Source organism: Curtobacterium sp. MCSS17_007 (assembly GCF_003234175.2).
In the GTDB taxonomy this organism is placed as follows: Bacteria; Actinomycetota; Actinomycetes; order Actinomycetales; family Microbacteriaceae; genus Curtobacterium.
In genome coordinates this window covers 746,636-773,102 of sequence record NZ_CP126257.1, presented here as the reverse complement: position 1 = coordinate 773,102, position 26,467 = coordinate 746,636, and the positions used below count along the sequence as shown (strand labels likewise).

The window sequence follows — 26,467 nt, the reverse complement described above, 5'->3', positions numbered from 1 at the left end:
CGGGCCGGGGCCGACGACCAGTCGCCGCGCGGGCCGCTCACGAGCGACGCCCGCCGAGCGCGCGCGTCGGGTTGCCCGACGCGTCGGTGCGGAGCTCCTTCGGGAGCGAGAACATCAGGTCCTCGTGCGCCGTGACGACCTCTTCCACGGTGCCGTACCCGGCGTCCGCGAGCTGCTCGAGCACCTCGGTGACGAGTTCCTCGGGCACGGACGCACCGCTCGTGACGCCCACGGTGCCGACCCCGTCGAGCCAGTCCTGGCGGATCTCCTCGGCGTAGTCGACGCGGTGGGCCGCCTTCGCACCGTGCTCGAGCGCGACCTCGACCAGACGGACGCTGTTCGACGAGTTGGCCGACCCGACCACGATGACGAGGTCGGCAGCGGGCGCGACCTTCTTCACCGCGACCTGGCGGTTCTGGGTGGCGTAGCAGATGTCGTCCGACGGCGGGTTCTCGATCGACGGGAACCGCTCGCGGAGCAGCCGGACCGTCTCCATCGTCTCGTCGACGCTCAGCGTGGTCTGCGAGAGCCAGACGAGGTTGTCGGGGTCGGGGACCTCGAGCGCGGCGACGTCCTCCGGCCCGTTCACCAGGATCGTGCGTTCCGGCGCGTGGCCCATGGTCCCCTCGACCTCCTCGTGCCCCGCGTGCCCGATGAGGATGATCGTGCGGTCCGCCCTGGCGAACCGGGTGGCCTCGCGGTGGACCTTGGTGACGAGGGGGCAGGTCGCGTCGATGGCGTGCAGGTCGCGGTCCGCGGCACCGGCGACGACCGCGGGCGAGACGCCGTGCGCACTGAAGACGACGTGCGCGCCGCGCGGGACCTCGGCGACGTCGTCGACGAACACGGCGCCGCGCTGCTCGAGCGTCGAGACGACGTGGACGTTGTGCACGATCTGCTTGCGGACGTAGACGGGCTCGCCGTACTGCTCGAGTGCCTTCTCGACGGCGACCACCGCTCGGTCCACCCCGGCGCAGTACCCGCGGGGGGCGGCGAGCAGGACCCTCTTCGCGCCGGCGACCGGCTCGTCCCGCAGACGGCCGCGCGCTGCGTGCACCCGGGGCGGGGCGAGCGGGACCGTGTGGCCGTTGGTGATCGTCACGACCCCGATGATAGGCGGGCGCACGGCACGCCACCTGGGGGTCCGACGCACCTGCGCGCGGCCGGTGACCCGGGTCCCCTCGGCGGTGCACGGCCGGCGACGCGGGGTCCGACCGGAACGGTGCACCGGCGGTCCGTCGGTTGTCCGTCGGGGCGGTGCACGGCTGTCGCCGGCGTCCGGCAGGATTGGACGGCACCACCAGGAGGAGCGCATGGCGATCGAACAGGGGCCCCCGACGGCCGACAACCCGTGGCCCGTCGCGCTGCTCGGCGCGAAGCTGCGCGACTGGATCGACCGGCTCGGCACCGCCTGGGTCGAGGGCGAGATCACGCAGTGGAACGTCGCCGGCGGCAACGTCTACGGCAAGCTCAAGGACGTCGAGGTCGACGCGACCGTGTCGTTCTCGATCTGGTCGAGCGTGCGGACGCGGGTGCCTGCGGACCTGAAGCAGGGCGACCGGGTGGTCGCCGCCGTCAAGCCGAACTACTGGGTCAAGGGCGGCTCCCTGACCATGCAGGTCGTCGAGATGAAGCACGTCGGCCTCGGTGACCTGCTCGAACGCCTCGAACGGCTGCGCCGGACGCTGGCCGAGGAGGGCCTGTTCGACCCGTCCCGCAAGAAGCGCCTGCCGTTCCTGCCGCACCGCATCGGGCTGATCACCGGCAAGGACTCCGACGCCGAGAAGGACGTCAAGCGGAACGCGCAGCTGCGCTGGCCGCAGGTCGAGTTCCGGACCGTCCACACCGCTGTGCAGGGCGAGCGCGCCGTGGGCGAGGTCACCGCGGCGATCGTCGAGCTCGACACGGACCCCACCGTCGACGTCATCATCGTCGCCCGGGGCGGCGGCGACTTCCAGAACCTGCTCGGCTTCAGTGACGAGGGCCTCGTGCGCACCGCGGCGGCGGCGACGACCCCGATCGTCTCGGCCATCGGGCACGAGGCCGACCGGCCGATCCTCGACGAGGTCGCCGACCTCCGCGCGTCCACCCCGACCGACGCGGCCAAGCGGGTCGTGCCCGACGTCGCCGAGGAGCTCGCGAACGTCCGGCAGGCCCGGGCCCGGCTCGGCCTGCGGCTCTCGCACGTGCTGTCCGTCGAGGCCGACCGGATCGCCGCCCTGCGCTCGCGCCCGGCGCTGGCGTCGACCGCGTGGCTCGTCGACACCCGGGCCGAGGAGGTGGCCCGTGACCTCTCCCGCGCCCGCGAGCTGCTCGACCGCCGGCTCGAGCGGTCGCACGCCGACGTCGGGCACCTGACCGCACGGCTCCGCGCACTGTCCCCGCGGGACACCCTGCGCCGGGGCTACGCCATCGTGCAGACCGCGGACGGCGACGTCGTGCGGGGTTCCGCGGACCTGGACGGTGCCACATCGGTGCACGTGACGCTCGGTGCGGGCACCGCCACCGGGACGCTCGAGCCGGACGGGCCCGGACCGGACGGTTCCGGCGCCTGAGTCCCGCCCTCCACGGGTTCCCGGCGCGGTGCACCGCGTCGGAGGGTGCTCGGTAGGATCGAGGGGTGTCGACCCAGCAGGAACCCGTGCCGTCCGACGTGCAGTCGTTGAGCTACGAGGCAGCGCGCGACGAACTCGTGCGCGTCGTCGCCGAGCTCGAGCAGGGGTCCGCCACGCTCGAGCGGTCGCTGACGCTCTGGGAGCGGGGTGAGTCGCTCGCCGCCCGCTGCGAGGAGTGGCTCGTCGGTGCCCGGGCCCGCCTCGACGCCGCTCGTGCCGCCTCGGCCGGAGCCGCCGACCAGGACGGGGCTGCACGGTGACCGACCCCGACGGACGCCCGATCGTCGCCGAGCTCGGCCGCCCCGAGACCCCCGAGGAGACCTGGGCGCGGAAGGACGCCGCACGGCGCACCCGCCGCGAGCACCAGACCGCGTTCAACCTCGTCCTCGCGCTCATCGCCTCGCTCGGCATCGTGCTCTTCCTGGTGGCCGTGGTGGTCCGCCCCGACCAGACGGTGGACCGCACCGTCGACTACCAGCAGATCGCCGCCCAGGCGAACGTGCCGGGCGTGACCCTCGCCGCACCCGACCTGCCGGACGACTTCTCCTCGAACCGCGCCGACTACCAGGACCGGACGTCCGACCAGGTCGCGGTGTGGACCGTCGGTCTCGTCACCCCGGACCGCCAGTACATCGGTCTGCAGCAGGGCATCGACGCGAACGCGTCGTGGGTGGCGAACCAGCTCGACCAGAAGCCGGCAACGGGCGACCGCACCATCGACGGCACGAAGTGGACCGTGTACGACCGCCGCGACGAGGGCAAGGACGCGGGCAACCACGCGTACTCGCTCGTCCACACCTTCGACCGCAACACCATCGTCCTGTCCGGCACGGCCGACGACGCGTCCTTCACGACGCTCGCGGAGGCCGTGACCGCGCAGTTCGCGGACTGACCCCCACCCCCGACCGAACCCGAAGCACGAGGAAGACCATGCCCGACCGCGCCGCCTCCACCCCGTCCGACGCCCTCCGCCTGCTCGTCGAGGGCAACGCCCGCTTCGCCGCAGACAAGCGCCGCACCGGCCGGATCGACCCGGACCGCCGCGGCGAGCTGACCGGGTCGCAGGCTCCGTTCGCGACCGTGCTCGGCTGCTCGGACTCCCGCGTACCGTTCGAGCACGTCTTCGACGCGGGCATCGGCGACCTGTTCGCGATCCGCAACGCCGGACAGATCGTCGACGACGTCGTGCTCGGGTCCATCGAGTTCGCGGTCGTCGCCCTCGGCACCCCGCTCGTCGTCGTCCTCCGTCACACCGCGTGCGGTGCCGTCGCCGCGGCTCGCTCGGGCGAGCCGGTGCCCGCGCCGCACCTGCAGGCCCTCGTCGACGCGATCGCGCCGAGCGTCGAGCGGGTCCGCGCGACCGACGCCGACCTGCCCCAGGAGTCCGTCGGCGCCGCGCACCTCGAGTCCACGCTCCGCCAGGTGATCGAGCGCTCCGGTGTCGTCTCCGACGCGATCGCCGCGGGTACCCTGGCCGTCGTCGGGGCGACCTACGACCTCACCACGGGCGAGGTCACCATCGACACCGTCGTGGGTCAGGCCTGACCGGTCCCCCACGGCGGAGCGCCCGGGCACCCCCGGGCCGACCCAGACACCGGAGCGACCGCTCCGCACGTGCACCACAGGAAGGACCACGACGACGTGACCCACACCACCGAGCCCACCGCGACCGCGACCGACCAGCCCGCGACGACGGGTGGCGACGGCTTCCGCATCGAGCACGACACCATGGGCGAGGTCCGGGTCCCGGTGCACGCGCTGTACCGCGCCCAGACGCAGCGTGCCGTCGAGAACTTCCCGATCTCGGGCAGCGGGCTCGAACCGGCGCAGGTCGTCGCCCTCGCCCGGATCAAGCGCGCCGCCGCGGTGGTCAACGGTTCTCTCGGCATCGTCGACCCGGCGGTCGCAGAGGCCATCGCGCAGGCGGCGGACGTGATCATCGGTGGCGAGCACCACGACCAGTTCCCGGTCGACGTCTACCAGACCGGCAGCGGCACCTCGTCCAACATGAACATGAACGAGGTCCTCGCGACCCTCGCGACCCGCATCGCCGGCACCGACGTGCACCCGAACGACCACGTGAACGCGTCGCAGTCGTCCAACGACGTGTTCCCGACATCGGTGCACGTCGCAGTCACCGAGGCCCTCATCCGCACCCTCGTCCCCGCGCTCGAGCACCTTGCCGAGTCGCTCGAGGCGAAGGCGACGCTCTGGGCCGACGCGGTGAAGTCCGGTCGCACCCACCTGATGGACGCCACGCCCGTCACGCTCGGCCAGGAGTTCGGCGGGTACGCGCGTCAGGTCCGGCTCGGCATCGAACGTGTGCAGGCCACGCTCCCCCGCGTCGCCGAGGTCCCGCTCGGCGGCACCGCGGTCGGGACCGGCATCAACACGCCGAAGGGCTTCCCGCAGCAGGTCATCGCCCGGCTGGCAGAGGACACCGGCCTGCCGATCACCGAGGCGGTCGACCACTTCGAGGCCCAGGGCGCGCGGGACGCGCTGGTCGAGGCGTCCGGCGCACTGAAGGTCATCGCGGTCAGCCTCACGAAGATCAACAACGACCTGCGCTGGATGGGGTCCGGTCCGAACACCGGTCTCGGCGAACTCCACATCCCGGACCTGCAGCCCGGCTCGTCGATCATGCCCGGCAAGGTCAACCCGGTCATCCCCGAGGCCACCCTGATGGTCGCCGCACGGGTCATCGGCAACGACGCCACGGTCGCGTGGGCCGGAGCATCGGGCGCGTTCGAGCTGAACGTCGCGATCCCGGTGATGGGCACGGCGCTGCTCGAGTCGATCCGCCTGCTGGCGAACAGCTCGCGGGTGCTCGCCGACAAGACCATCGACGGACTGCAGGCGAACCTCGATCGCGCCCGCGCCTTCGCTGAGTCGTCGCCGTCGATCGTGACCCCGCTCAACCGCGTCATCGGCTACGAGGCCGCCGCGAAGGTCGCCAAGTACGCCGTCGCCGAGGGCATCACGGTGCGCGAGGCCGTCGTCGCCCTGGGCCACGTCGAGCGCGGCGAGGTCACCGAGGAGCAGCTCGACAGCGCGCTCGACGTGCTGAGCATGACGCACCCGAACTGACGGGCGTCCCCGCGGCCGGACGGGAGGCGCGGTGCCAGCCGGCACCGCGCCTCCCGTCCGTCATGTGGTCGCGTTCACCGCCGCGAAAGCGACAGATCGCCGGGAACCGTCAGCGGCGATCTGTCGCTTTCGCGAAGGAAACGCCGCGGGCCGCGGGCCGCGGGCCGCGCGCCACGGCCACGGCCCGGCCCGCTACCCGAGGTCGGGCGAGTCGAGCATCTCGGTCACGAGCGCCGCGATCGCCGACCGCTCCGAGCGCGTCAGCGTCACGTGCGCGAACAGCGGGTGCCCCTTCAGCCGCTCGATCACCGAGGCGATGCCGTCGTGCCGGCCGACCCGCAGGTTGTCCCGCTGCGCGACGTCGTGGGTGAGGACCACGCGTGAGTTCTGCCCGATGCGCGACAGCATGGTGAGCAGGACGTTCCGTTCGAGGGACTGGGCCTCGTCGACGATCACGAAGGCGTCGTGCAGGGACCGCCCGCGGATGTGCGTCAACGGCAGGACCTCGAGCATCCCGCGCTCGACGACCTCGTCGAGCACGTTGTCCGAGACGAGCGCCCCGAGGGTGTCGAACACCGCCTGTGCCCAGGGGTTCATCTTCTCCGCCGCGTCACCGGGCAGGTAGCCGAGTTCCTGGCCGCCGACCGCGTACAGGGGTCGGAAGACCATGATCTTCTTGTGCTGCTGCCGTTCGAGCACGGCCTCGAGCCCGGCGCAGAGCGCGAGCGCGGACTTGCCCGTGCCGGCGCTGCCGCCGAGCGACACGATGCCGATCTCGGGGTCGAGCAGAGCGTCGATCGCGAGCCGCTGCTCCGCGGAGCGGCCGCGGAGGCCGAAGACCTCGCGGTCGCCGCGGACGAGCGACACCGCGCCGGCCTCGTGCACGCGTCCGAGGGCCGAGCCGCGCTCCGAGTGGATGACGACCCCGGTGTTGACCGGCACACCCTCGAGCTTCGAGGACCGGATCTCCTCGCGCTCGTACAGGTCGCTCATCTGCTCGCCGGACACCTGCAGGTCGGTGATGCCCGTGTAGCCGGAGTCGACGGCGAGTTCGGCGCGGTACTCCTCGGCGGCCATGCCGATCGACGAGGCCTTCACGCGGAGGGGCAGGTCCTTCGAGACCACGACGACGTCGAGCCCGTCGGTGGCGAGGTTCGACGCCACCGCGAGGATCCGCGAGTCGTTGTCACCGAGCTGCAGCCCGGACGGCAGGACCGACTGGTTCGAGTGGTTGAGCTCGACGCGGAACGAGCCGCCGTCCTCGAGCGCGATGGGGAAGTCGAGTCGTTCGTGTTCGATCCGCAGCTCGTCGAGCAGTCGGAGCGCCTGGCGTGCGAAGTACCCGATCTCCGGGTCGTTGCGCTTGGACTCCAGCTCGCTCACCACGACGACGGGCAGCACGACGGCGTGCTCGGCGAAGCGGAACAACGCCCGCGGATCGCTGAGGAGCACCGAGGTGTCGAGCACGTACGTGCGTTGGGCGACCGATGTGGACGAGTCCGCGGTGGGCCGCTGGGCGGGTTCGCGAGAGACGTTACGAGAGGTCACGACCACTCCATCCCCGGGCCGCGCTCGGCCCGGTCACTGTCCTCGAACGCGGCCGTGGAGCGGTCCCGAAGCACCGACCGTGGCCGCTTCGACCGGGCACTGTGCCCGATGCGGCCAAGCTACGACCCGCCTCTGACGGCCGCACCGCGACACGCTGGGCCGGAGGTTACGGTCGCGTGAACGCGCACGGCGCCGGAGGAGGCCGCAGCGCTGTCGCTCTCGCAGACCACCCCCGGGCATGCGCGCGCCGCGGCGCGACCCGGCGCGCTACTGCATCGTGGCGTAGGACAGGCAGGCGTCGCGGAACATGTCGAGCGTCTCGTCCGTGGTGGACGCGAACACCGACACGCGCGCGACCCCGAGCCGCGTCGTCAGCGTGACCCCGTGGTTGTGCAGGGCCGCCGACAGCGCGGTGAGCCGCCCCTGCGGCGGACGGAGCACGACGATGCCGGCACGCTCGCGGGGGTCGCGGCTGGACTCCACCGACAGCCCGAACTCGTCGGCGATGTCGAACACCCGCTCGACACGGTCGGCGACACGGTCCTGGACCGCGTCGACACCCACCGAGACGAGCCGCTCGAGCGACACCGCCATGCGGGCCTGGGCGACCGGGTCGATGCGCGTCATCTGGTACCCGGCGGCGCCGGGCTTGACGGACGGCACCTCGGTAGGCCAACCGGTCGTGCCGTGCGGACCGGAGAGCGCGGGACGCAGCCGGTTCAGGGCGCGGTCGCTGAAGGCCGTGAAGCCCGTGCCCCACCCTGCGTGCAGCCACTTCTGTCCGCCCGTGGCGACGACGTCGGCGAGCTCGTACGGGGCGTCGACGACACCGAAGCCCTGGATCGCGTCGACGATGAGCAGTCGCTCGCCGATGACCTCGCGGATCGCGGCGAGGTCGGCGAGGTAGCCGGTCTGCCAGTCGACCAGGGACACGGCGACCGCGGTCACGTCGTCGGTCAGACGCTCCTGGACGAGCGACGGGGTCATCCAGCCCGCTCCGGACTCGACCACGACGGGCTGCACACGGCCACCGGTCGCCGAGGCGGCACTCGCGAGCGCGAGCGGCAGCGAGGGGTACTCGTCCGCAGCGACGAGCACACCGCCGGTGAGCCCGAACGCGGTGTGCAGCAGGCCGGGCGTCGTGGCGGTCTGCGAGACGACCTGGTCCTCGCGCCGACCGACGAGCCGCGCGGCGACGGTGCGCACCCGGGCGTCCTGCTCGTCGAGCGTCTCCATCGCGCCGAAGCGCATGCGTTCCTGGATCGTCCCGAGCACGCGCTGCTCCTCGAGCACGGCGGTCTGCACGGGACCGAACGCGGCGTGGTCGAGGTAGCCGGGCTCCTCGGCGAAGCCGGCTGCGTACTCGGCGATGTTCACAGGTGCAACCTTCCGTGGGACGAAAACCCTGTGAGTCTACTGGGATGCCCGGACCAGGGCGAAACCCGAGCCCGCGGACGCACCGCGAACCGACCGGCGAGCGTACCGGGCGGGGGCCGTCGCACGAGTCGCGGGCCGGGGTCCCTCAGCCGCCGAACCGGCGGGACCGCAGACCGAAGTCGCGCACGGCACGCAGGAAGTCGACCTCGCGCAGGTCGGGGTAGAAGGCCTCGACGAAGTAGAACTCGCTGTGTGCGCTCTGCCACAGCATGAAGTCCGACAACCGCTGTTCGCCGGAGGTGCGGATGACCAGGTCGGGGTCGGGCTGGCCCTGCGTGTACAGGTGGTCGCCGATGAGCTCCGGCGTGAGGACCTCGGCCAGGGTGTCGAGCGTGCCGCCGCCCTCGCCGTGCGCCCGGACGATGCTCCGCATGGCGTCCGCGATCTCCCGGCGTCCGCCGTAGCCGACGGCGAGGTTGACGTGCAGGCCGGTGTGGTCCGCGGTGCGGTCCTCGGCGTCCGCGAGCGCGGTGACGAGCTCGGCGGGGAGCCCCTCGTCGGACCCGACGTGCTGCACCCGCCAGTCACGGTGCTCCGAGAGCGTGCCCGCGAGGTCCGCGATGATGCCGACGAGCTGCTCGAGCTCCTCACCACCGCGGCCGGTCAGGTTGTCCGCCGACAGCAAGTAGAGCGTCACGACCTCGATGCCGAGGTCGTCGCACCAATCGAGGAACTCCGGGATCTTCGCCGCCCCGGCGCGGTGCCCGTGGGCGGCGGACTCGAGGCCGAGCTGCTTCGCCCAGCGACGGTTGCCGTCCACGATCATGGCGACGTGCTTCGGCATCGCCTGCGCGTCGATCTGGCGGCGGATACGACGCTGGTAGGCACGGTAGAGGACGCCGCGCCCTGCCCATCCCACCCTGCCGGTCACGGCACGACTGTAGTGCACGACGACGCGGCCCGCGCTGGGCACGGCCGCTCGGTGGACGTTCGGCTGCCGTTCGGCATCGGGCCCTACTGTCGCCCCATGCAGGACGAGACCGCCATGCTGCCCCACGTCCCGTTCACGGAGGAAGCAGCCGCCACCGAGCCACCGCGACCGGCATGGCGCGGCTGGATCCACCTGGGCACGTTCCCGTTCGCCGTCGCCATGGGGATCGTGCTCATCTGCCTGGCGGACAGCGGGGCCGCGAAGGCCGGCAGCGCCGTGTTCATGGCGACGTCGCTGCTCATGTTCGGCGTCTCGGCGACGTACCACCGGTTCCCCTGGGGGCCGACGGTGAAGCGGATCCTCAAGCGGATCGACCACACGAACATCCTGCTGCTCATCGCGGGCACCTACACGCCGATCGCGATCTGCGCCCTCCCGCACACGCTCATGGTCGTCGTGCTCTGGGTGATGTGGTCCGGCGCCGCGCTCGGCATCGCGTTCCGCGTCCTGTGGATCAACGCACCGCGCTGGCTGTACGTGCCGATCTACCTGGTGCTCGGGTGCGCCGCGTTCGGCCTGCTCCCCTGGTTCTTCGCCGCGAGCGTGCCGATGACGGTGCTCGTGCTGTCCGGCGGCGCCGCGTACATCCTCGGGGCGCTCGTCTACGGCTTCAAGCGGCCCGACCCGTCGCCGACGGTCTTCGGGTTCCACGAGGTCTTCCACGCCCTGACGGTGGTGGCCTTCGCCGCACAGTGGGTGGGTGTCCTCATCGTGGCGCTCGACCCGGTGCGCTGAGGCGACCGGACGACGGACGGGAGGCCCGTGGCGCGCTCGCCACGGGCCTCCCGTCCGTCGTGTGCGGGCTCAGCCCCGCTCGGTGTCGTCGCCCACGTCGGCGCGGCCGTCCTCGGCGGCGCGGCGCGCCGCCTCGTCCGTCGACGTGGCGTCGCCCGCGTCCGCCTCGAGCCGCTCCCGGACCTCGGAGCGGTAGCGGGTGCGACGGATGCGCCGCGTCATGTCGACCACGAGCAGGATCGTCACGACCGCGACGACCGCGATCGCGACGAAGCCGGCGACACCGGGGGTGACGTCGACGTCGGGGACGACCGACGGGCTCGGGCTGGGGGCGGCGGCGATGGCCGTCAGGATGCTGCTCACGCGGTGGTGTCCTCGTCGTCAGGGATCCCCGCGAACAGGTCGGACTCCGGCAGCTCGGTGGGCACGCGTGCCTCGACCAGCTGGTAGTCCTCGGTGGGCCACACCGTCGCGAGGAGGTCGTTCGGCCAGTAGAAGAAGGCGCTGTCGGGCGGCACCTGGCTCGCGTGCGCCCGGAGCGCGGCGTCACGGGCGTCGAAGTACTCGTGGACGTCGACGTGCGTGGTCGCGAGGTCGGGCCGGTCGGCGAACCGCTCGACCCACTCGCGCAGCTGCTCGACGGCCGGACTGTCCGGGTCCCGCTCCTGCAGGGCCTCGAAGACCGTGCGGAAGCGCCGCGGGTTCATCGTGCGCTCGTAGTAGAGCTTGCTGATCGCCCAGGGCTCCCCCGCCGTCGGGTACTTCGCCGGGTCCGCGGCGTCCCGCCACGCGGCCACCGAGACCTCGTGCGTCCGGATGTGGTCGGGGTGCGGGTAGCCGCCGTTCTCGTCGTAGGTGACGAGGACGTGCGGGCGGAAGCGACGGACGACGCGGACCAGCGCCTCGGTCGAGAACTCGAGCGGCACGGTGGAGAACGTGCCGGGGCGCACGGTCTCGCCCTTCTCCGCGTCGGGGAGGCCGGAGTCGTGGTAGCCGAGCCACAGGTGGTCGATGCCGAGCGCCGCCTGCGCCGCTGCCATCTCGGTGCGCCGGTACCCCGCCATGTCGCGGTGCGCCCGGCTCGTCGCCGGCTCGCCGAGCTGCTCGTTGAGGATGTCGCCGGCCTCACCGCCCGTGCACGACACCACCAGGACCTGGTGTCCCTCGGCCACGTACCGCGCGGCGGTCCCGGCGCCCTTGCTCGACTCGTCGTCGGGGTGGGCGTGGACGGCCAGCAGGCGGTACGGCACGGTGTTCCTCACGGGGGCCATTCGGACGGGGCGTGCACACGGGATCCGCGTGCATGCGGGCAGCGCACAGCGGGGCGTGAACTACCCTGGAGATCAGGATAATCACCCCAGGAGCCCCGAACTGTCCGAACCGCTGCACCCCGCCGGATCCGCTGGCCCTGCGTCCTCGACCGCCGCGTCCGCCACGGCCGCGACGCTCGACGACCGGTACGGCCGCACGCCCGACCGGCGCCGTCGGGGCCGGCTGTTCGGGATCACCGCCGCGATCGCGGTCGTGCTCGTGTTCGTGGCCTGGGTCGTCTGGGCCGGACTCGACCAGACGTCGCACGGTCTGGACAGCACCGAGGTCGGCTACACCGTGGTCTCCGAGCACCGTACCGTCGTGCACTCCCAGGTCTCCGTCGATCCCGGGACCGAGGCGAAGTGTGCCGTGCAGGTGCTCGACAAGGCGTACTCGATCGTCGGGTGGAAGGTCGTGACCCTGCCGCCGTCCGAACAGCGGACACGCAGCATCTCGACCGAGTTGAACACGACGACCCGCGGCGTGACCGGCTTGATCCACGACTGCTGGGTTCCCTAGACTCGACTGATTCGCGGACGAGACCGGCCACTCCGGCCGGTCTCGTCCTTTGTCGAAAGGGAGACCGATGAGCAACGACACGCAGACCACCTGGCTGACCCAGGAGGCGCACGACCGTCTCACGGCCGAGCTCGAGCAGCTGTCGGGCCCGGCCCGCAAGGAGATCGCGGACCGCATCGAGGCGGCGCGTGAAGAGGGTGACCTCAAGGAGAACGGCGGCTACCACGCCGCCAAGGACGAGCAGGGCAAGATCGAGGCCCGCATCCGCCAGCTCACCGAGCTGCTCAAGCACGCCACCGTGGGCGAGGCGGACTTCGACGGCACCGTCGAGCCCGGCACCGTCGTCACCGCCGTGATCGCGGGCGACGAGTCGACCTTCCTCGTGGGCAACCGCGAGATCGTGGCCGAGGGGTCCGACCTGACCGTGTACAGCCCGGTCAGCCCGGTCGGTGCGGCCATCCTCGGGCTCCGCGCCGGCGAGAAGACGAACTACACCGCCCCGAACGGCAAGGACATCGCCGTCGAGGTGACGAAGGTCGAGCGCTACGAGCCGTAGGCACGCGCAGCCACGCCCCGTCGCCCACGCGCCCTCGCGCACGCACAGCAGCTCGCGCCACCTGATCGGTGGCGCGAGCTGCTGTTCGTCGTGCAGGCCCTGCGCGGGCGCGTCGCCTCAGCGCGTCACGAGGTCGCGGTGCGTGAGCGCCCGGACGCACGGGAAGCACACGAGGTCCCCGACCCGGACGTCACCGGGCAGCAGCGCCTCGCGCCCCGCGGTGCCGGTCGGGTTCGTGGTGAGCGTCACCTCCGCCACCGGCGCGACCGTGCGACGACCGATGAGCCGGGCCTCGGCGAGCACCGCGCAGTCCGGCACCACCGCGTCGAGCTCGACGAACAGCACGCCCCACGGCCGCCGGACCCGCGTCACCGTCGCCACGGTGACGCAGACGTCGACCGGCTCCCAGTCACGCGGGCGGTACCGGGGCGGGGCCTGCTCCGCGGTGTGCACGCACGGGGTGCCGGCGACGGCGGCCAGGCGCTGCATCGACACGGCGCACACACGGACGTCGTCGACGGTCGCCTCGGTGCGCGCGGGCCAGAGCGTCGGGTCGAGCGGATCGGGCAGCGAGGCACGGAGCGAGGGCAGGATGGTCGTGAGGGTCATGACGGGAGCATCACGCGCCTCCCGGCCCGCGGCGCCGCCCCGAACGGGACGCTGACGGCGTCAGCGCACACCCGTGCGGTCCGCTGACGGAACGACGCTCAGTGCTCGAGCAGCTCCGGGCGGAAGCCGACCTCGTGGAGTCGCTGGATGACCTCCTGCGCGTGCTCCGGACCGCGGGCTTCGATCGACAGGTCCAGGGCCACCTCGTTGATCACGAGGCCCTGACCGTGCCGGGTGTGGAGCACCTCGACCACGTTCGCTCCGGCGTCCGAGATGACCTGCGCGACCCGCGCCAGCTGCCCCGGACGGTCCGGCAGCATGATGCGGATGCCGATGTAGCGCGACGCGGCGACGAGACCGCGGGTGATCACGCGCTCCATCATGAGCGGGTCGATGTTGCCGCCACTGAGGAGCACCACCGTGCGGCCGGTGTCGCGGACGGCACCGGACATGATCGCCGCGACGCCGACGGCCCCGGCCGCCTCGACCACGAGCTTCGCGCGTTCGAGCAGCACGAGCAGGGCACGGGCGGTGTCGTCGTCCGAGACGGTGACGATGTCGTCCACCAGGTCGCGGATGATCGGGAAGTTCAGGTCACCGGGCCGGGCCACCGCGATGCCGTCGGAGATGGTCGGCTTGGTCGCGACCGTGACCGGTTCACCGGCGGTGATCGACGACGGGTAGGCCGCAGCGTTCTCCGCCTGCACGCCGATCACCCGGATCGGGCGGCCGAGGCGCTCGGACATCCCCTTCACCGCGAGTGCGATGCCCGAGATGACCCCGCCGCCCCCGATCGGCACGACCACGGTGTCGACGTCGGGCACCTGGTCGACGATCTCGAGTCCGAGCGTGCCCTGGCCGGCGATGACGTCCGGGTGGTCGAACGGCGGGATGAACACCGCTCCGGTGTGGGCGGCGAAGTCCTTCGCGGCACTGAGGGCCTCTTCCACGGAGTGACCGCGGAGGACCACCTCGGCGCCGTAGTGCCGCGTCGCCTGCAGCTTCGGCAGGGCGACCCCGACGGGGGTGAAGATCGTGGCCGGGATGCCGAGCTCGCGAGCGGCGAGGGCGACGCCCTGCGCGTGGTTCCCGGCGCTGGCGGCGACGACACCCGCGGCACGCTGCTCGGGGCTCAGGGCGGCGAGGCGGTTGTACGCGCCACGGACCTTGTACGCACCGGTCCGCTGCAGGTTCTCGCACTTGAGGTGCACCGGCGACCCGAGCAGCTCGGCGAGGAACTGCGAGGTCTCCATCGGGGTCACGCGCGCGACGCCCGCGATGGTCTGCCGCGCGGCCTCGATGTCCGCGAGCGTCGGGAACGCTGCGGTCTGCTGCTGGGGCACGGAGGTGTCGGTCACGGTCCCATCATCGTCGGTCCGGGCCGTCACGGCGAACTCGTGACGGCTGACCGCGCGGCTCTTCAGCCCGCGGTCCCCTTCGTCGCGGTCGGCTGCTCGTCGGTACCGGGTGCGGGCACGCCCTCCGGGTGCCGCTTCGCCCAGCGGCGGCGCTTCTTCGCCTCGACGCTCGCGTGGTGGTCGCGCTGCTTCGCCTCGAGCACGTGGTCGGAGTCGAGCCCCTTCCACCGGCCGCTCGCGATCGTCGTGACCATCGAGTTCACCGTCGCGATGAGCGGCACCGCGAAGAAGGCCCCGGCGATGCCGGCCAGGCCGGACGCGGCGGTCACGCCGAGCACGACCGCGAGCGGGTGCACCTTGACCGCGCTGCCCATGACGAGCGGCTGCAGGATGTGCCCCTCGACCTGCTGCACGACCAGGATGACACCGAGCATGATCAGGGCCGCGACCCAGCCGTTGAAGATGAGCGCGATGAAGACCGCGAGGAACCCGGTCACGATCGCGCCGACGACCGGGATGAAGGCGCCGAGGAAGACGAACACCGCGATCGGGATGACGAGCGGCAGCTGCAGTGCGGCGGCGCCGATGCCGATGCCGACCGCGTCGACGAACGCCACGAAGATCTGCACGCGGATGAAGCTCGTCAGGGTCGTCCAGCCCGCGACACCCGCGCCGTCGATCGCTCCGCGCGCCTTCTTCGGGAAGAGGCGGACGGTCCAGCGCCAGACGTTCTTGCCGTCGATGAGCAGGAAGATCACCGTGAAGATCACGACGAACAGGCCGGCCAGGATGTGGGTGAGCGATGACCCGGCGCTCGCGACGCCGGACAGGATGGAGCCGGAGTTGCTCGACAGCCAGTCCGTCGCCTGGTTCAGGTAGTTGTTGAGGTCGCGCTGGCTGATCCCGAGACCGGAGCCGAGTACGAACTCGCGGATGTTGTCGTACTGCGAGAGCGTTCGGTCGCGCAGCGAGGGGTAGGACGCGGCGATCTGGTCGACGACCAGCCAGATGAGCGCGGCGACCGCAGCCAGACCGCCGACGAGGCTCACGACGACGGCGATCCACTTCGGCACGTGGTGTCGCTGCATCCAGTTCGACAGCGGTACGAGCAGGGCGGCGACGACGATGCCGATGAGGAACGGGATGAGGACCTCGCTGAACAGCGTCACGAGGTAGATGACGACCGCGACCACGCCGATGACGACGAGGACGCGCCACGACCACGCGCCCGCGATCCGCATGCCCATCGGCACCGAGTCCTCGACGACGGGATCCGGATGCGTCTTCTTTCCCCAGGCCATGCGGCGAGTGTACCGACGGGTACCGGGATGCGTTCCCGGTGCGGAATGCACGGTCGCAGGCCCCGGACCGGCAGCGCTGTCGGCCCACGTCGGTAGCGTCGACCCATGGTCAGGTCCACGCTCTCCGCCGCCGAGGCACGCCGCGTCACCCTGGCGGCGCAGGGCTTCGGCACGCCGCCGTCCGACGCCGTCGCGACCCGTACCCTGACGAGCACGATCGCCCGGCTGGGGCTGTTGCAGATCGACTCCGTCAACGTCTTCGAGCGGAGCCACTACCTGCCGCTCTTCGCCCGGCTCGGCTCCTACGACCGCACGGCGCTCGACCGTCTGACGCTCACCCGGCATGCGCCCCACGCCGAGTACTGGGCGCACGAGGCGGCCTTCGTACCGCGCACCCACCTGCCGCTCTTCCGGTGGCGGATGGACGCGTACCGGGAGCGGGACGCCCGGCCGAACCGCGTCGCCGGCGTCGAGCGGACCGCCGGTGTCCGCCGCGAACTGCGGGCCCTGCTCGCGGCAGAGGGCCCGCTCCCCGCGAGCGCCGTCGAGCACGAGGCGAACGTCCGCCGCGGTCCCTGGTGGGGCTGGAGCGACGTCAAGACCGGGCTCGAGCAGATGTTCCGTTGGGGCGAGGTCGTCAGCGCCGGACGCTCCGGCTTCGAGCGCGTGTACGCCCTGCCCGACCAGGTGCTGCCGGTCGGCACGCTGGAGAACGCGCCGGACCGACACACCGCGATCACGGAGCTCGTCCGCCGGGCTGCACGCGCCGTGGGCGTCGGCACGCGCGCGGACCTCGCCGACCACTACCGGCTGCGTGCCGACGACACCGCCGCGGCGATCGCCGAGCTCGTGGAGCGCGGCGAGCTCGTACCCGTCCGGGTGGAGGGCTGGCGCGAACCAGCATGGTTGCACGCCACCGCCCGGGTGCCGCGACACGTCACCGCCGACGCCGTGCTGAGCCCGTTCGACCCGGTCGTCTGGTTCCGCCGTCGGGCCGAGCGCATGTACGGCTTCCACTACCGGATCGAGATCTACACACCGGCGGCGAAGCGTGTCCACGGCTACTACGTGCTGCCCGTGCTGCAGGACGACCGCCTGACCGGACGCGTCGACCTGAAGAGCGACCGGCAGCGCGGGGTCCTGCGGGTGCGGACGGCCTGGCAGGAGCCCGCTGAGCACCTCGACGCCGACCGGCTCGCGGCGACGCTGCGGCGGGCGGCCGCGTGGCAGGGGCTCGACGGCATCGAGGTCACCGATCGCGGCACCGCTGCCGCAGCCGTGGCGGCAGCGCTGGGGGTCGGGCTCGTCCCGCACGAGGCAGCCGACGACGCCGACGCCGCCGCCGCAGCAGCCCCCGATGACGACGCGGCCTGAGGCGGGGCGGGGTCCGGGCCGGTCCGCTCCGGTCCGGTCCGGTCAGAAGCGGTCGATGCTGTTCCGCAGGCGCGCGACGCGGTCGGGCAGCGGCGGGTGCGTCGAGAACAGGCGGTCCATCACACCGGGTCGCATCGGGTCCGCGATCCACAGGTGCGCCATCGACGAGTTCTGCGTGCGCGTCGGTCGACCGTACGCGGCGAGCTTCTCGAGGGCGCGCGCCAGCCCCTCCGGGTACCGCGTGGTCATCGCGCCGGTGGCGTCGGCGAGGTACTCCCGCTGGCGGGACACGGCCGCCTGCACGACGGCGGCGGCGAGCGGCGCGACGAGCACGGCGACGAGCCCGGCCACGATGAGCAGCGGGTTGCCCCCACCGCCCGAGTCGTTGTTCCGGCCCCGGCCGCTCAACCCGCTGAAGATCGAGATGCGCAGGAGCACGTCGGCGAGGAACCCGACGGCGACGACCAGGCCGAACACCATCGTCGAGACGCGGATGTCGTAGTTCCGGACGTGCCCGAGTTCGTGCGCCATGACGCCCTGGAGCTCGGTGTCGTCCATGATCGCCAGGAGGCCCGTGGTCGCCGCGACGATCGCGTGGTCCGGGTCGCGGCCCGTGGCGAAGGCGTTCGGAGCGGGGTCGTCGATGACGAACACGCGGGGCATCGGCATGCCGGTCGTGATCGCCAGGTTCTCGACCGTCCGCCACAGCCGGGGCTCGGTCGACCGGTCGATCTCGATCCCGCCCGCGATGGCCGTGGCCTGCCGTCCGGCGAGGAAGTACTGCAGCACGGCGTAGCCGAGAGCGACGAGCAGGACGATCACGCCGACCGACACGTTGCCGGCGAGGTACCCGCCGAGGAACCCGAGCGCCCCGACGATCAGCAGGAACGCCAGGATGATGAGGACGGTGTTGCGCTTGTTCCGCGCGATGGCGCTGTACACGGGTCAGCCCGACGCGCCGAGGGTCAGAACTGCACGCGCGGCGGTTCGGCGATCGCCGCGGGCTCGGCCGTCTCGAAGAACGTCGCCTCGGTGAAGCCCTTGCTCTTCGCGAATGTCGAGTTCGGGAAGACGCGGATCTTGGTGTTGAGCTCGCGCACGCCGCCGTTGTAGAAGCGTCGCGCGGCCTGGATCTTGTCCTCGGTGTCGACGAGCTCCGACTGCAGCTGCAGGAAGTTCTGGCTCGACTGGAGCTGCGGGTACCCCTCGGCCACGGCGAAGACGCTCTTGAGCGCCTTCTGCATGTGTCCCTCGGCAGCCGAGGCACTCGCGGCGTCACCGGCTCCGAGCGTCTCGGACCTGGCGCGCGTCACGTCCTCGAACACCGACTTCTCGTGGGCTGCGTAGCCCTTGACGGTGTCGACGATCGTGGGGATGAGGTCGGCGCGCCGCTTCAGCTGCACGGTGATGTCGCTCCAGGCCTCGTCCACGCGGAGCTTCAGGGTCACCAGCGAGTTGTAGGTCACCCAGAGGTAGATCCCGATCACGACGAGCAGGACCACCACCACTCCGACGACGATCAGCGTCGTGACGAGTCCGGTGTCCATCGGGCGTGCTCCTCTTCGCGTCGGGTCCGGCGCGGTGGGAACACGGCCGGTGCGTGGCCGGGACGGCCGCCCACGATTGTACCGAGGCGCCCGGATGCGGCCGGTCCGTGGAGCGCGGTTCACGGGGGATTCCCGAGTGGCGTACACCGGGCGTTCGGCGGGTACCGGGCTCCGGTCAGTCTCGGGACACATCATCCGTGTGGTGGATTGACCGCGGCACCGTCTTCGCGTGGGATGGAGGTGGTGAGCACGCTCGGGGACAACGTGGACGAGGCGGCCGTCGGGCCTGACGGCCGTGTCCGTCGACCCCGATCGCGCTCCGGGTGGACGAGGGCCGTGCTGGTGACCGTGCTCGCGACGGGCGCCGTCCTGCTCGGGGCACCGACCGCCTCCGCTGCGACCGCGACCGCCGACGGCCCGCCCGCCGGCACCGCGACGGCGCCCGGTGCTCCTGCGAGCGTCGGCACCGCAGCCGCGACCACCGGCACCGTCGCCGTCCGCACTGCGGCGGACCCGTCCGACGGCGACGCGGCCCGCGCCCAGCAGACGTCGCCACCGACGCCCTCCCCGCAGGTCGGCACGCTCCCCCCGGGCACCGGCTCCCCCAGTCCGGCGCCGTCCGACCGGCCCGCCGTCCGACCGTCGATCAGCGACCCCGGCGACGTCACGACCGGCACGGTGCGCTTCCACGGCCTCGGGACCCCCGGACACCTCGTCCGCGTCACCGGTCCGACCACGACCGGGTCCGCCGGGTGTTCCGCGACGGTCGGCGCCGACGGCTCGTGGGCCTGCATCGCGACCGTGCGGTCCGGACCCCAGCAGGTCTTCACCGTCTCCGACCGCAGCGACCCGGCCCTCGGGTCGTCGAGCGCCCCGGCCTCGGACGTCGTCGTGCCCCCGGTCGTGACGACCGACCGGCCGACGCCAGGCCCCGTCTCCGGCAGCGGCCTGCCCGGCGCGACGGTGTCGCTGACCGTCGTCGGCTCGTCGACGGTCCACACCACCACGGTGGGGCCCGACGGCCGGTGGACGGTCTCGCTCTCCGGCGACGGAGCGCGGGACGGCAGCGTCACGGTGTCCGCGGCCCAGACCGCGAGCACGACCGGCGGGTACCGCTCGGACCTGCGGAGCGCACCGTCGGCCCCGCGCCCGGTGGTCCTCGACCGGACGGCCCCCGCTGCCCCCGTCGTCGGTTCACCCGGCCGCGGCGAGCAGGTCCGCGCGCAGCCCTTCACGGTGCGCGGCACGGGCGAGCCCGGCGCCGTCGTCACCGTGTACCTCGACCGGTCCCCGGTGTGCCGGTCCGAGGTCGGTGCCGACGGCCGGTGGGCCTGCACCACCTCCGGCACGGCGGCGGCCGGAGCGCGCACGGTCAGCGCGATGCAGCAGGACGCTGCGGGCAACGCCTCCCGGTCCTCCGCAGCGGTGCGCGTCGTGCTGTCCGGCGCGACGGCGTCGGCGACCGGAGGAGCGACGAACGGCACCACGGCCGCTCCCGGTGCCACGGCCCCGGCCGGTCCCGGTGCTCCCGCGACGCCTGGTGGGACCGGATCGAGCGCGGGCAGCGGCGGACCGGGCGCCGACGGCTCGACCGCCGGCGGCTCCGGGGACACCGGCGGTGCCGCGGGTGCCGGCGGTTCGGGCACGGGTGGAGGCGGCCGCGGCCTGCCGGACTGGTCCGGCCCGGCGGGCGACTGGACGGCCGGCACCGCCTTCGACCACGGCGTCCCGACCATCCAGGCGTCGTTCTCCTGGAGCACCGTCCTCCTCGCCACCGGCGTCGCAGCCGGCTTCCTCGTGCTCGTCGCGGCTCCGCTCGCCCTCTTCGGCGCCGCGGTCCACGGTCGGCTCCGCAACCCGGTCACCGCGCTCCTCGGCCGCAACCGCTCGCGGGCCGAGCGTCGACTCGGCGACGACGTCCTGCCGACCTGGGCCGCGGCCGCGATCGGCGTGGGCATCGTCGGCACGACCACGGTGCTCGGCGTCGGTGTCGCCCTCGAGGCCCGGTACGTCCGCCTCGGCATCGCGGTGCTGCTCGGGGCGGCGGTCACGACGGCCGCGGTGGTCCTCGCCGTGCGCTGGGCCGCCGGGGCAGACCACCGCGCGATCGGCTTCCGCGTCTCCCCCTGGCTCGTCCTCGCCGCCCTGGTGGCGTGCGTCCTCACCCGCACGGGAGACCTCTCCCCCGCCCTGGTCGTCGGCAGCGTGCTCGTGCCGGTCGGCCGCCCGGGAGCCGACACCGCGGCGCTGCGCCTGGCGTCGAGCGCCGCGACGGGGGTGCGGAGCGCCACCGCGCGGTCGGTCGCCCTGCTCGTGGTCGCTGCCACCGGGTGGGCGCTGCACTCCGTCGTGCACGGCGCGGGTTTCTGGTCGACGCTCGTCGCCGAGTTCGCCGCAGCCCTGTGCATCGGGGCCGTCGGAGCGCTGGTCGCGACGCTGCTCCCGGTACCGGGCTCCGCGGGGGCGGTGCTCGTGGCCGGAGCGCGTGGGCGCTACGTCGGTCTGACGGTCGGCGCGGTCGCCCTCGCCGCGATCGTGGCCGGTGGTCGGGCGCCGGTCGCGCCCTCGCCGGCCGAACTCGGCGTCGCCACGGGGCTCTGCGTCCTCGCAGCGGGCTGCTGCTGGGCGTGGCTCCGCCGTCCACGACCGAGGGTCAGCGCGACCCGGCCCTGACGACCGGGACCTGCTCACCGAGCAGTGGGCACCGAGCAATGGGCACCGAGCAATGGACAGCGGGCAGCGACGACGGACTGCACGCGACACCGGACGACGGACGGGAGGCGCGGTGCGGGCCCGCCACGCGCCTCCCGTCCGACAGTCGGTCGCGGCAGCGGCAGTGCGCGGTTGCTCGTCAGAGTGCGGTTGCTCGTCAGTGTGCGCGGTGCGGCACGTTCCGGCGGAAGAGACCGGGCAGCAGCCCGCCGATCTTCGTGCCGATGCACAGGCTGACGAAGGTCGCCAGCGGCGTCGCGAGTGCCACCGGGTCGAAGGTCGCCACGGCCACGAGCCCGACCGTTCCCGGGACGAGCAGCAGGAACGCGGGGAAGAACGACACCGTTGCCGGGATCACCGGGACCAGCCGCTCCAGCAACCGCGTCGCGACGAACAGCAGTGCCGCAGCCGCTCCCGTGGCGACCACGCTGCCCCACAGCGGCGTCGTCCCGCTCACCACGGCGTACGCGCTGACCATGACCGCCACGGAGACGACCGTCAGCCGCCTCCCGGAACGGAACACGAGCCCGAGGCCGACCGCCAGGCCGACCACCGCGACCCACGAGACCCAGTAGGAGGGCACGGCCTCCCAGCCGCCGCGCAGCGTGCCGACGCCGGCGACCTCGCCGACGAGTGCCGCGGACGACGGGTCGACCCGGAGACCGGTGAGGGCGCTCCCGGCACCGATGCCGGCCGCCATGAACCCGAGCATGATGAGCCCCTGCACGAGCCGCGAGGCCCCGGTGACGATGTCCGCCGCGGTCAGCTCGAGCAGCGCGTTCGTGATGAGGGCGCCGGGCACGAAGACCGCGACCGGGGCGCACACCGCGAAGAGCGGGACGTGGTCGAACCCGGTGCCGGCGGCGACGAGGCCGACGACCGTCGTCGACATGAAGGCGGCGAGGAACGGGATGATCGCCACGGCCTCGCGGAAGCGGCGGAGCACCAGGCTGAGCACGCCGACCAGGGCCCCGACCACGAGGGCGAGCACGATGGCCCACCAGGGGCAGCGGAACACGACTGCCAGGCCCACCGAGGTCAGGGCGTTGCCGGTGATCCACGGCAGGGCGGGCGGCGGCGTCGTGCCGGCGCGGATCGCCCGGACGCGCGCGGGGATCTCGGCGAGGGCGATCGACCCGCGCTCGAGTCCGAGCACGAGCCGGTTCGCCCGGGCGGCCTGGCGCGACGAGAGTTCGACGCCCTCGGCGTTCACGATGGTGGCGGCGCCGGTGGCCACCTCGCTCACCATCACGAGGGCCGGCAGGACACCGATGGCGAGGGTCGGGCCGACACCGGACGCGTCACGCGCCTTCTCGAGCGCCGACCGGACGTCGGTGACGGAGCTGCCGGCGTCGAGCAGCAGGGCGCCGAGCGTGCCGAGGAGCATGCCGACGGGGACGGTCTCGCCGTCGACGACCTCGACGTGCGCCTCCGGGCGGTTGAGCGCGTTGCGCAGGTTCGCGAGGGCGCTTCCGAGTCCGACCACGGGACGATCGTAGGGGTCCCGCGAGTGGTGCGCGAAAGCGACCGTGCTCCCCCTGATCCTCGGCCGATCACTGTCGCTCCGGGCGACCACTCCTGGGTCGCGTGGTGCAGGTCGCCGGCGGGGCGCGCCTCCAGGCCGGTACCGGGTGCGCAGCCGATGCCCGACGTCCGTCCGGTGCTGACGGCGCGGCCGGCGCCGGGCCGGTGCGCTCGGTACCCCCGGTGGGACTCGAACCCACAACTCGGCGATTTTAAGTCGCATGCCTCTACCGATTGGGCCACGGGGGCCGGCCGCAACAGCCTACCGACGCCGAGAGGCGGTCACCCCGCCGGGGTGACCGCCTCTCGTGAGGAGCGGATGCCTACTTGGCGTCGGCAGGAGCCGCGACCGGGGCGGCGTCCTTCGAGACGTCCTCGGCCGGGGTGGCGTACGCCGGGCCGGCGGCGTCAGCCGGCTGCCCCTCGGCGGGAGCCTGCGCCGCTGCGGGTGCCGGCGCCTCGACCGCGGGCTTCGGACGCGACGCGAAGGCCTCGAACGCGGCGCGCGGGGTCTCACGGTCGTCGAGCGACGCGATGTCGCGGCCGAGGAAGAAGCCGCCCACCCAGTCGCCGATGACGCGCCACTTGCGCTCCCACGACGGCATCGCCAGACCGTGGTAACCGCGGTGCGCACCCCAGGCGAGGAAGCCCTTCATCGCGAACTTGCCGGACTGGAACACGCCGGTTCCGAGACCGAGGCCCGCGACGGCGCCGAGGTTCTCGTGCTTGTAGTCGGTCGTCGCCTCGCCACGGATGACCGCGGTCAGGTTCTTGGCGAGCTGCTTGGCCTGGCGCACCGCGTGCTGGGCGTTCGGCACGCAGAAGCCACCGACACCGCCACCGGTCAGGTCCGGCACGGCCGCGACGTCACCGCAGGCCCACGCATCGGCGACCACGCCCTCGTCGTCGACCACGCGGAGGTCGGGCTGCACGCGGATCCGGCCGCGCTGCTCGAGCGGGAAGTCGGTGCCCTTGACCATCGGGTTCGCCATCACGCCGGCGGTCCAGACGATGAGGTCGGACTCGATCGTCTCGATCGACTCGTCCTTCGCCTTGAGCTGGCACACGCCGCCCTCGGCCGAGGCGAGCTGGGTCTCGAGGTGCACGATCGCACCGCGGGACGCGAGGTTCTGCAGCACCCAGTGCGACGTCTCGAGCGAGACCTCGGGCATGATGCGGCCCATCGCCTCGACCAGGTGGAAGTGCGTGTCGTCGAAGGAGAGCTCCGGGTAGCTCTTCAGCAGGTCGGACGCGAACGAGCGGAGCTCGGCGAAGACCTCGATGCCGGCGAAGCCGCCGCCGACAACGACGACGGTGAGCAGGCGGTCGCGCTCGGGACCGGCCGGCAGGTTCGCCGCCTTGTGGAAGTTCGTGAGGATCTTGTCGCGGATCGCGGCCGCTTCCTCGATCGTCTTGAGGCCGATGGCCTCGTCCGCGACGCCCGGGATCGGGAAGGTGCGCGAGACGGCACCGGCGGTCATGACGATCTGGTCGTAGGACTCCTCCCACGCCTCGCCCTCGGCCGGGGTGATGGTCGCGGTCTTCGTGGCGTGGTCGACCTTGGTGACCTTGGCCGTGACCACGCGGGTCTTCTTGAGGTGACGACGGTGCGACACGACCGCGTGACGCGGCTCGATCGAACCGGCGGCGACCTCGGGGAGGAACGGCTGGTACGTCATGTAGGGCAGCGGGTCCACCATGACGACCTCGGCTTCGCCCTGGCGAAGGTGCTTCTCGAGCTTCCAGGCGGTGTAGAAACCGGCGTAGCCGCCGCCGACGACGAGGATCTTGGGCACGGGGGATGATCTCCTTGGAGTGGGGTGATGGCTTGCCGGGAGGCTGGTCAGACTTCGCCGCCACCCGCCCCGACTCCAGCGTCTGCCGTGCCATCATACGCCCGGCACTCACACCGGGAGGGCGACCAGGTCGCGCGCTCGAGCGCGAGGTCGCCGATGGGGTTGACGCCGGGGCCGGCTGCGAGGGCGTGGCCGACGAGCGCGTGCAGGCACTTCACGCGGGTGGGCATGCCGCCCGCGCTGATGCCGTCGATCTCGTCGACGTGCTCGATCGACTCGCGGTCCGCCAGGTAGGACTCGTGGGCCGCGCGGTACTGCGCCGCGACGGTCTCGTCCTCGAGCAGCGCCGCGAGCTCGGGCATGACGTGGTTCGCCTCGAGGGTGCTCACGGCCGCGGTGGCGGCGGGGTGGCACAGGTAGTAGAGCGTCGGGAACGGGGTGCCGTTGCCGAGTCGGGGCTTCGTGGACACGACGGTCGGGTTGCCGCAGACGCACCGTGCCGCGATCCCGACGACGTCGCGGGCCGGTCGCCCGAGCTGCGCCGAGACGACCTGGATGTCGCGGTCGGACGGCGGGTCGAAGGGAGGGGTCGTCACGGGCACGTGAGCCTACCCGAGTCGCGCGCGCGGACCTACTTCGTGTCGCCGGTGGCCGCGCCCGTCGGGTCGCCGGTACCGGAGACGTCCGGAGCGACGAGCTCCTCGGTGCTCTTGTCGGTCAGGCCGGACTGCAGCACGCTGGACAGCATCGCCTGCACCCAGTCCACCTTCGGCGTCTGCACGCGCGAGCTCACCGGGCTGCCGGAGTCGGTCTCGGCCCGGTCGGACCCCTCCGCGCGCTCCGCACCCATCACGAGGTAGCTCTCCTCGCCCGGGTAGACGTAGAGCAGCCGGTCACGGGCCTGCGCCTCGATGTAGGCGGGGTCGTCCCACCGCGCGACGTCGTGCTCCTTCTGCGTGACGTCGGCCTTCTGCGCGGCGACCTCGCGCTGCTGCTGGGCGATCTGCTCCTGCTGCTGGATGAGGGTGCGCAGCGAGGGCGCGAGCACGACCACGAACAGCACGATGATGCCGAGCATGAGCAGGCTGAAGCCCGAGAACCGGATCGACCGGTACCAGGGCTGCTCGTGCGCGCCGGTCTCCGGCATGGCCACGGGGACGCGGCGGACGCGGGGCTTCTGGCTGGGCACGTCTCGACGATAACCCGGTGTCGCTCCGACGTGCGGCTCGGCACGCGGACCGGCACGCGTCGTTCGGCACCCTCCCAGCGGCCGGGAGGCGCGGTGCACGGCCGTCACGCGCCTCCCGCCCGGTGGCTGGTCCGGCCGCGGCGCGTCGAGCGAGCGGGACTCGCCGCTCACCCCCGGCGAGCGGGCGGAATCTGTCGGGCCTCTGCGGCGAGCGTCGCCGGTCGTGCCCGCTCGGTCTCGGGGCGGGCCTGTGGCTGACCAGGCGGGCCGGATGCCCATCGGGCAGGGCTCGCCGCTCACGTCTGCCGAGCGGGCGAA

Annotated in this window: 25 protein-coding genes and 1 tRNA gene; 10 read left to right on the top strand and 16 right to left on the bottom strand. The window is 72.7% G+C overall.

Translation table 11 applies throughout. The annotated features are described in order from the left end of the window. Positions 1–37: 37 nt before the first annotated feature. On the bottom strand, positions 38–1,102 hold the full coding sequence (locus DEJ22_RS03650; protein WP_502862272.1) for a 4-hydroxy-3-methylbut-2-enyl diphosphate reductase: 1,065 nt from the start codon (positions 1,100–1,102) through the stop codon (positions 38–40). Between the two features lie 211 nt (positions 1,103–1,313). Between DEJ22_RS03650 and xseA the strand changes: the two genes are divergently transcribed. The 5 genes from xseA to DEJ22_RS03625 all read left to right on the top strand — a co-directional run bounded on the left by xseA (position 1,314) and on the right by DEJ22_RS03625 (position 5,702). Next, positions 1,314–2,555 carry an exodeoxyribonuclease VII large subunit gene (xseA, locus tag DEJ22_RS03645; protein ID WP_111226545.1) on the top strand — a complete coding sequence of 414 codons (1,242 nt, stop codon included), beginning with the start codon at positions 1,314–1,316 and terminating at the stop codon, positions 2,553–2,555. 65 nt (positions 2,556–2,620) lie between these two features. Beyond that, positions 2,621–2,875 carry an exodeoxyribonuclease VII small subunit gene (locus DEJ22_RS03640; RefSeq protein WP_111226546.1) on the top strand — a complete coding sequence of 85 codons (255 nt, stop codon included), beginning with the start codon at positions 2,621–2,623 and terminating at the stop codon, positions 2,873–2,875. Next, entirely contained in the window at positions 2,872–3,507 is a 636-nt protein-coding gene (locus DEJ22_RS03635) for a DUF4245 domain-containing protein (protein WP_111226547.1), read from the top strand. Before DEJ22_RS03640 ends, DEJ22_RS03635 begins: the two co-directional genes overlap by 4 nt. 38 nt (positions 3,508–3,545) lie before the next feature. After that, positions 3,546–4,160: a carbonic anhydrase gene (locus tag DEJ22_RS03630; protein ID WP_111226548.1), complete on the top strand. Its 615-nt coding sequence runs from the start codon at positions 3,546–3,548 to the stop codon at positions 4,158–4,160. Positions 4,161–4,328: 168 nt separating this feature from the next. Continuing rightward, positions 4,329–5,702 (top strand): class II fumarate hydratase, encoded by a 1,374-nt coding sequence (locus DEJ22_RS03625; protein ID WP_111226912.1) that lies wholly within the window; start codon positions 4,329–4,331, stop codon positions 5,700–5,702. Between the two features lie 192 nt (positions 5,703–5,894). Here the strand turns inward: DEJ22_RS03625 and phoH2 are convergent, their stop codons facing one another. The 3 genes from phoH2 to DEJ22_RS03610 form a co-directional block, all read right to left on the bottom strand. Further along, positions 5,895–7,256, bottom strand: a complete 1,362-nt coding sequence (gene phoH2, locus DEJ22_RS03620; protein ID WP_181430702.1) for an RNA 5'-3' helicase PhoH2 — start codon at positions 7,254–7,256, stop codon at positions 5,895–5,897. 261 nt (positions 7,257–7,517) lie between these two features. Then, on the bottom strand, positions 7,518–8,627 hold the full coding sequence (locus DEJ22_RS03615; RefSeq protein ID WP_111226550.1) for an aminotransferase class V-fold PLP-dependent enzyme: 1,110 nt from the start codon (positions 8,625–8,627) through the stop codon (positions 7,518–7,520). A gap of 145 nt (positions 8,628–8,772) precedes the next feature. Further along, positions 8,773–9,558: an isoprenyl transferase gene (locus DEJ22_RS03610; protein WP_181430703.1), complete on the bottom strand. Its 786-nt coding sequence runs from the start codon at positions 9,556–9,558 to the stop codon at positions 8,773–8,775. A gap of 96 nt (positions 9,559–9,654) precedes the next feature. Here DEJ22_RS03610 and trhA point away from each other — a divergent pair, with 96 nt between their 5' ends. Then, positions 9,655–10,353: a PAQR family membrane homeostasis protein TrhA gene (gene trhA, locus DEJ22_RS03605; RefSeq protein ID WP_181430704.1), complete on the top strand. Its 699-nt coding sequence runs from the start codon at positions 9,655–9,657 to the stop codon at positions 10,351–10,353. 69 nt (positions 10,354–10,422) lie between these two features. On the opposite strand, the gene DEJ22_RS03600 is transcribed toward trhA, so the two are convergent. Next, positions 10,423–10,716: a hypothetical protein gene (locus tag DEJ22_RS03600; protein ID WP_111226551.1), complete on the bottom strand. Its 294-nt coding sequence runs from the start codon at positions 10,714–10,716 to the stop codon at positions 10,423–10,425. Further along, on the bottom strand, positions 10,713–11,624 hold the full coding sequence (mca, locus tag DEJ22_RS03595; protein WP_181430705.1) for a mycothiol conjugate amidase Mca: 912 nt from the start codon (positions 11,622–11,624) through the stop codon (positions 10,713–10,715). Before mca ends, DEJ22_RS03600 begins: the two co-directional genes overlap by 4 nt. A gap of 28 nt (positions 11,625–11,652) precedes the next feature. Between mca and DEJ22_RS03590 the strand changes: the two genes are divergently transcribed. Together DEJ22_RS03590 and greA are read left to right on the top strand one after the other, a co-directional pair. Further along, positions 11,653–12,183, top strand: coding sequence for a DUF4307 domain-containing protein (locus DEJ22_RS03590; RefSeq protein ID WP_181430706.1), 531 nt, complete (start codon positions 11,653–11,655; stop codon positions 12,181–12,183). Positions 12,184–12,250: 67 nt separating this feature from the next. Next, on the top strand, positions 12,251–12,739 hold the full coding sequence (greA, locus tag DEJ22_RS03585; protein ID WP_111226554.1) for a transcription elongation factor GreA: 489 nt from the start codon (positions 12,251–12,253) through the stop codon (positions 12,737–12,739). A gap of 117 nt (positions 12,740–12,856) precedes the next feature. Here the strand turns inward: greA and DEJ22_RS03580 are convergent, their stop codons facing one another. The 3 genes from DEJ22_RS03580 to DEJ22_RS03570 all read right to left on the bottom strand — a co-directional run bounded on the left by DEJ22_RS03580 (position 12,857) and on the right by DEJ22_RS03570 (position 16,007). Beyond that, on the bottom strand, positions 12,857–13,348 hold the full coding sequence (locus tag DEJ22_RS03580; RefSeq protein WP_111226555.1) for a hypothetical protein: 492 nt from the start codon (positions 13,346–13,348) through the stop codon (positions 12,857–12,859). A 98-nt stretch (positions 13,349–13,446) separates the two neighbouring features. Continuing rightward, positions 13,447–14,706 carry a threonine ammonia-lyase gene (gene ilvA, locus DEJ22_RS03575; RefSeq protein WP_111226915.1) on the bottom strand — a complete coding sequence of 420 codons (1,260 nt, stop codon included), beginning with the start codon at positions 14,704–14,706 and terminating at the stop codon, positions 13,447–13,449. A gap of 62 nt (positions 14,707–14,768) precedes the next feature. Continuing rightward, positions 14,769–16,007: an AI-2E family transporter gene (locus DEJ22_RS03570; RefSeq protein WP_111226556.1), complete on the bottom strand. Its 1,239-nt coding sequence runs from the start codon at positions 16,005–16,007 to the stop codon at positions 14,769–14,771. A 105-nt stretch (positions 16,008–16,112) separates the two neighbouring features. Here DEJ22_RS03570 and DEJ22_RS03565 point away from each other — a divergent pair, with 105 nt between their 5' ends. Further along, positions 16,113–17,381, top strand: a complete 1,269-nt coding sequence (locus tag DEJ22_RS03565) for a winged helix-turn-helix domain-containing protein (protein WP_111226557.1) — start codon at positions 16,113–16,115, stop codon at positions 17,379–17,381. A 42-nt stretch (positions 17,382–17,423) separates the two neighbouring features. On the opposite strand, the gene DEJ22_RS03560 is transcribed toward DEJ22_RS03565, so the two are convergent. Both DEJ22_RS03560 and DEJ22_RS03555 read right to left on the bottom strand, forming a co-directional pair. Beyond that, the gene (locus DEJ22_RS03560) at positions 17,424–18,323 is read right to left on the bottom strand and encodes a M48 family metalloprotease (protein WP_111226558.1); all 900 of its coding nucleotides are present in this window, start codon (positions 18,321–18,323) and stop codon (positions 17,424–17,426) included. 23 nt (positions 18,324–18,346) lie between these two features. Then, positions 18,347–18,928 carry a LemA family protein gene (locus DEJ22_RS03555; RefSeq protein WP_111226559.1) on the bottom strand — a complete coding sequence of 194 codons (582 nt, stop codon included), beginning with the start codon at positions 18,926–18,928 and terminating at the stop codon, positions 18,347–18,349. 243 nt (positions 18,929–19,171) lie between these two features. On the opposite strand from DEJ22_RS03555, the gene DEJ22_RS03550 reads away from it, so the two are divergent. After that, positions 19,172–21,601, top strand: coding sequence for an Ig-like domain-containing protein (locus DEJ22_RS03550; RefSeq protein ID WP_146241704.1), 2,430 nt, complete (start codon positions 19,172–19,174; stop codon positions 21,599–21,601). Between the two features lie 196 nt (positions 21,602–21,797). On the opposite strand, the gene DEJ22_RS03545 is transcribed toward DEJ22_RS03550, so the two are convergent. The 5 genes from DEJ22_RS03545 to DEJ22_RS03525 all read right to left on the bottom strand — a co-directional run bounded on the left by DEJ22_RS03545 (position 21,798) and on the right by DEJ22_RS03525 (position 26,149). Further along, complete coding sequence (locus DEJ22_RS03545; RefSeq protein WP_181430707.1) at positions 21,798–23,126, bottom strand: threonine/serine exporter family protein; 1,329 nt, start codon at positions 23,124–23,126, stop codon at positions 21,798–21,800. Positions 23,127–23,339: 213 nt separating this feature from the next. Continuing rightward, positions 23,340–23,413, bottom strand: a tRNA-Leu gene (locus tag DEJ22_RS03540). 74 nt (positions 23,414–23,487) lie between these two features. After that, positions 23,488–24,960 carry an NAD(P)/FAD-dependent oxidoreductase gene (locus DEJ22_RS03535; protein WP_111226561.1) on the bottom strand — a complete coding sequence of 491 codons (1,473 nt, stop codon included), beginning with the start codon at positions 24,958–24,960 and terminating at the stop codon, positions 23,488–23,490. Between the two features lie 47 nt (positions 24,961–25,007). Further along, positions 25,008–25,556, bottom strand: coding sequence for a DUF501 domain-containing protein (locus tag DEJ22_RS03530; protein WP_111226917.1), 549 nt, complete (start codon positions 25,554–25,556; stop codon positions 25,008–25,010). A gap of 35 nt (positions 25,557–25,591) precedes the next feature. Further along, positions 25,592–26,149: an FtsB family cell division protein gene (locus DEJ22_RS03525; RefSeq protein ID WP_111226562.1), complete on the bottom strand. Its 558-nt coding sequence runs from the start codon at positions 26,147–26,149 to the stop codon at positions 25,592–25,594. Positions 26,150–26,467: the final 318 nt, after the last annotated feature.

Bases quoted from the DNA above. Each gene is read 5' to 3' on its own strand.
- trhA (WP_181430704.1), top strand. From the start codon at position 9,655: ATGCAGGACGAGACCGCCATGCTGCCCCACGTCCCGTTCACGGAGGAA.
- greA (WP_111226554.1), top strand. From the start codon at position 12,251: ATGAGCAACGACACGCAGACCACCTGGCTGACCCAGGAGGCGCACGAC.
- mca (WP_181430705.1), bottom strand. From the start codon at position 11,624: ATGGCCCCCGTGAGGAACACCGTGCCGTACCGCCTGCTGGCCGTCCAC.
- DEJ22_RS03630 (WP_111226548.1), top strand. From the start codon at position 3,546: ATGCCCGACCGCGCCGCCTCCACCCCGTCCGACGCCCTCCGCCTGCTC.
- DEJ22_RS03565 (WP_111226557.1), top strand. From the start codon at position 16,113: ATGGTCAGGTCCACGCTCTCCGCCGCCGAGGCACGCCGCGTCACCCTG.
- DEJ22_RS03580 (WP_111226555.1), bottom strand. From the start codon at position 13,348: ATGACCCTCACGACCATCCTGCCCTCGCTCCGTGCCTCGCTGCCCGAT.
- xseA (WP_111226545.1), top strand. From the start codon at position 1,314: ATGGCGATCGAACAGGGGCCCCCGACGGCCGACAACCCGTGGCCCGTC.
- DEJ22_RS03570 (WP_111226556.1), bottom strand. From the start codon at position 16,007: ATGGCCTGGGGAAAGAAGACGCATCCGGATCCCGTCGTCGAGGACTCG.
- DEJ22_RS03555 (WP_111226559.1), bottom strand. From the start codon at position 18,928: ATGGACACCGGACTCGTCACGACGCTGATCGTCGTCGGAGTGGTGGTG.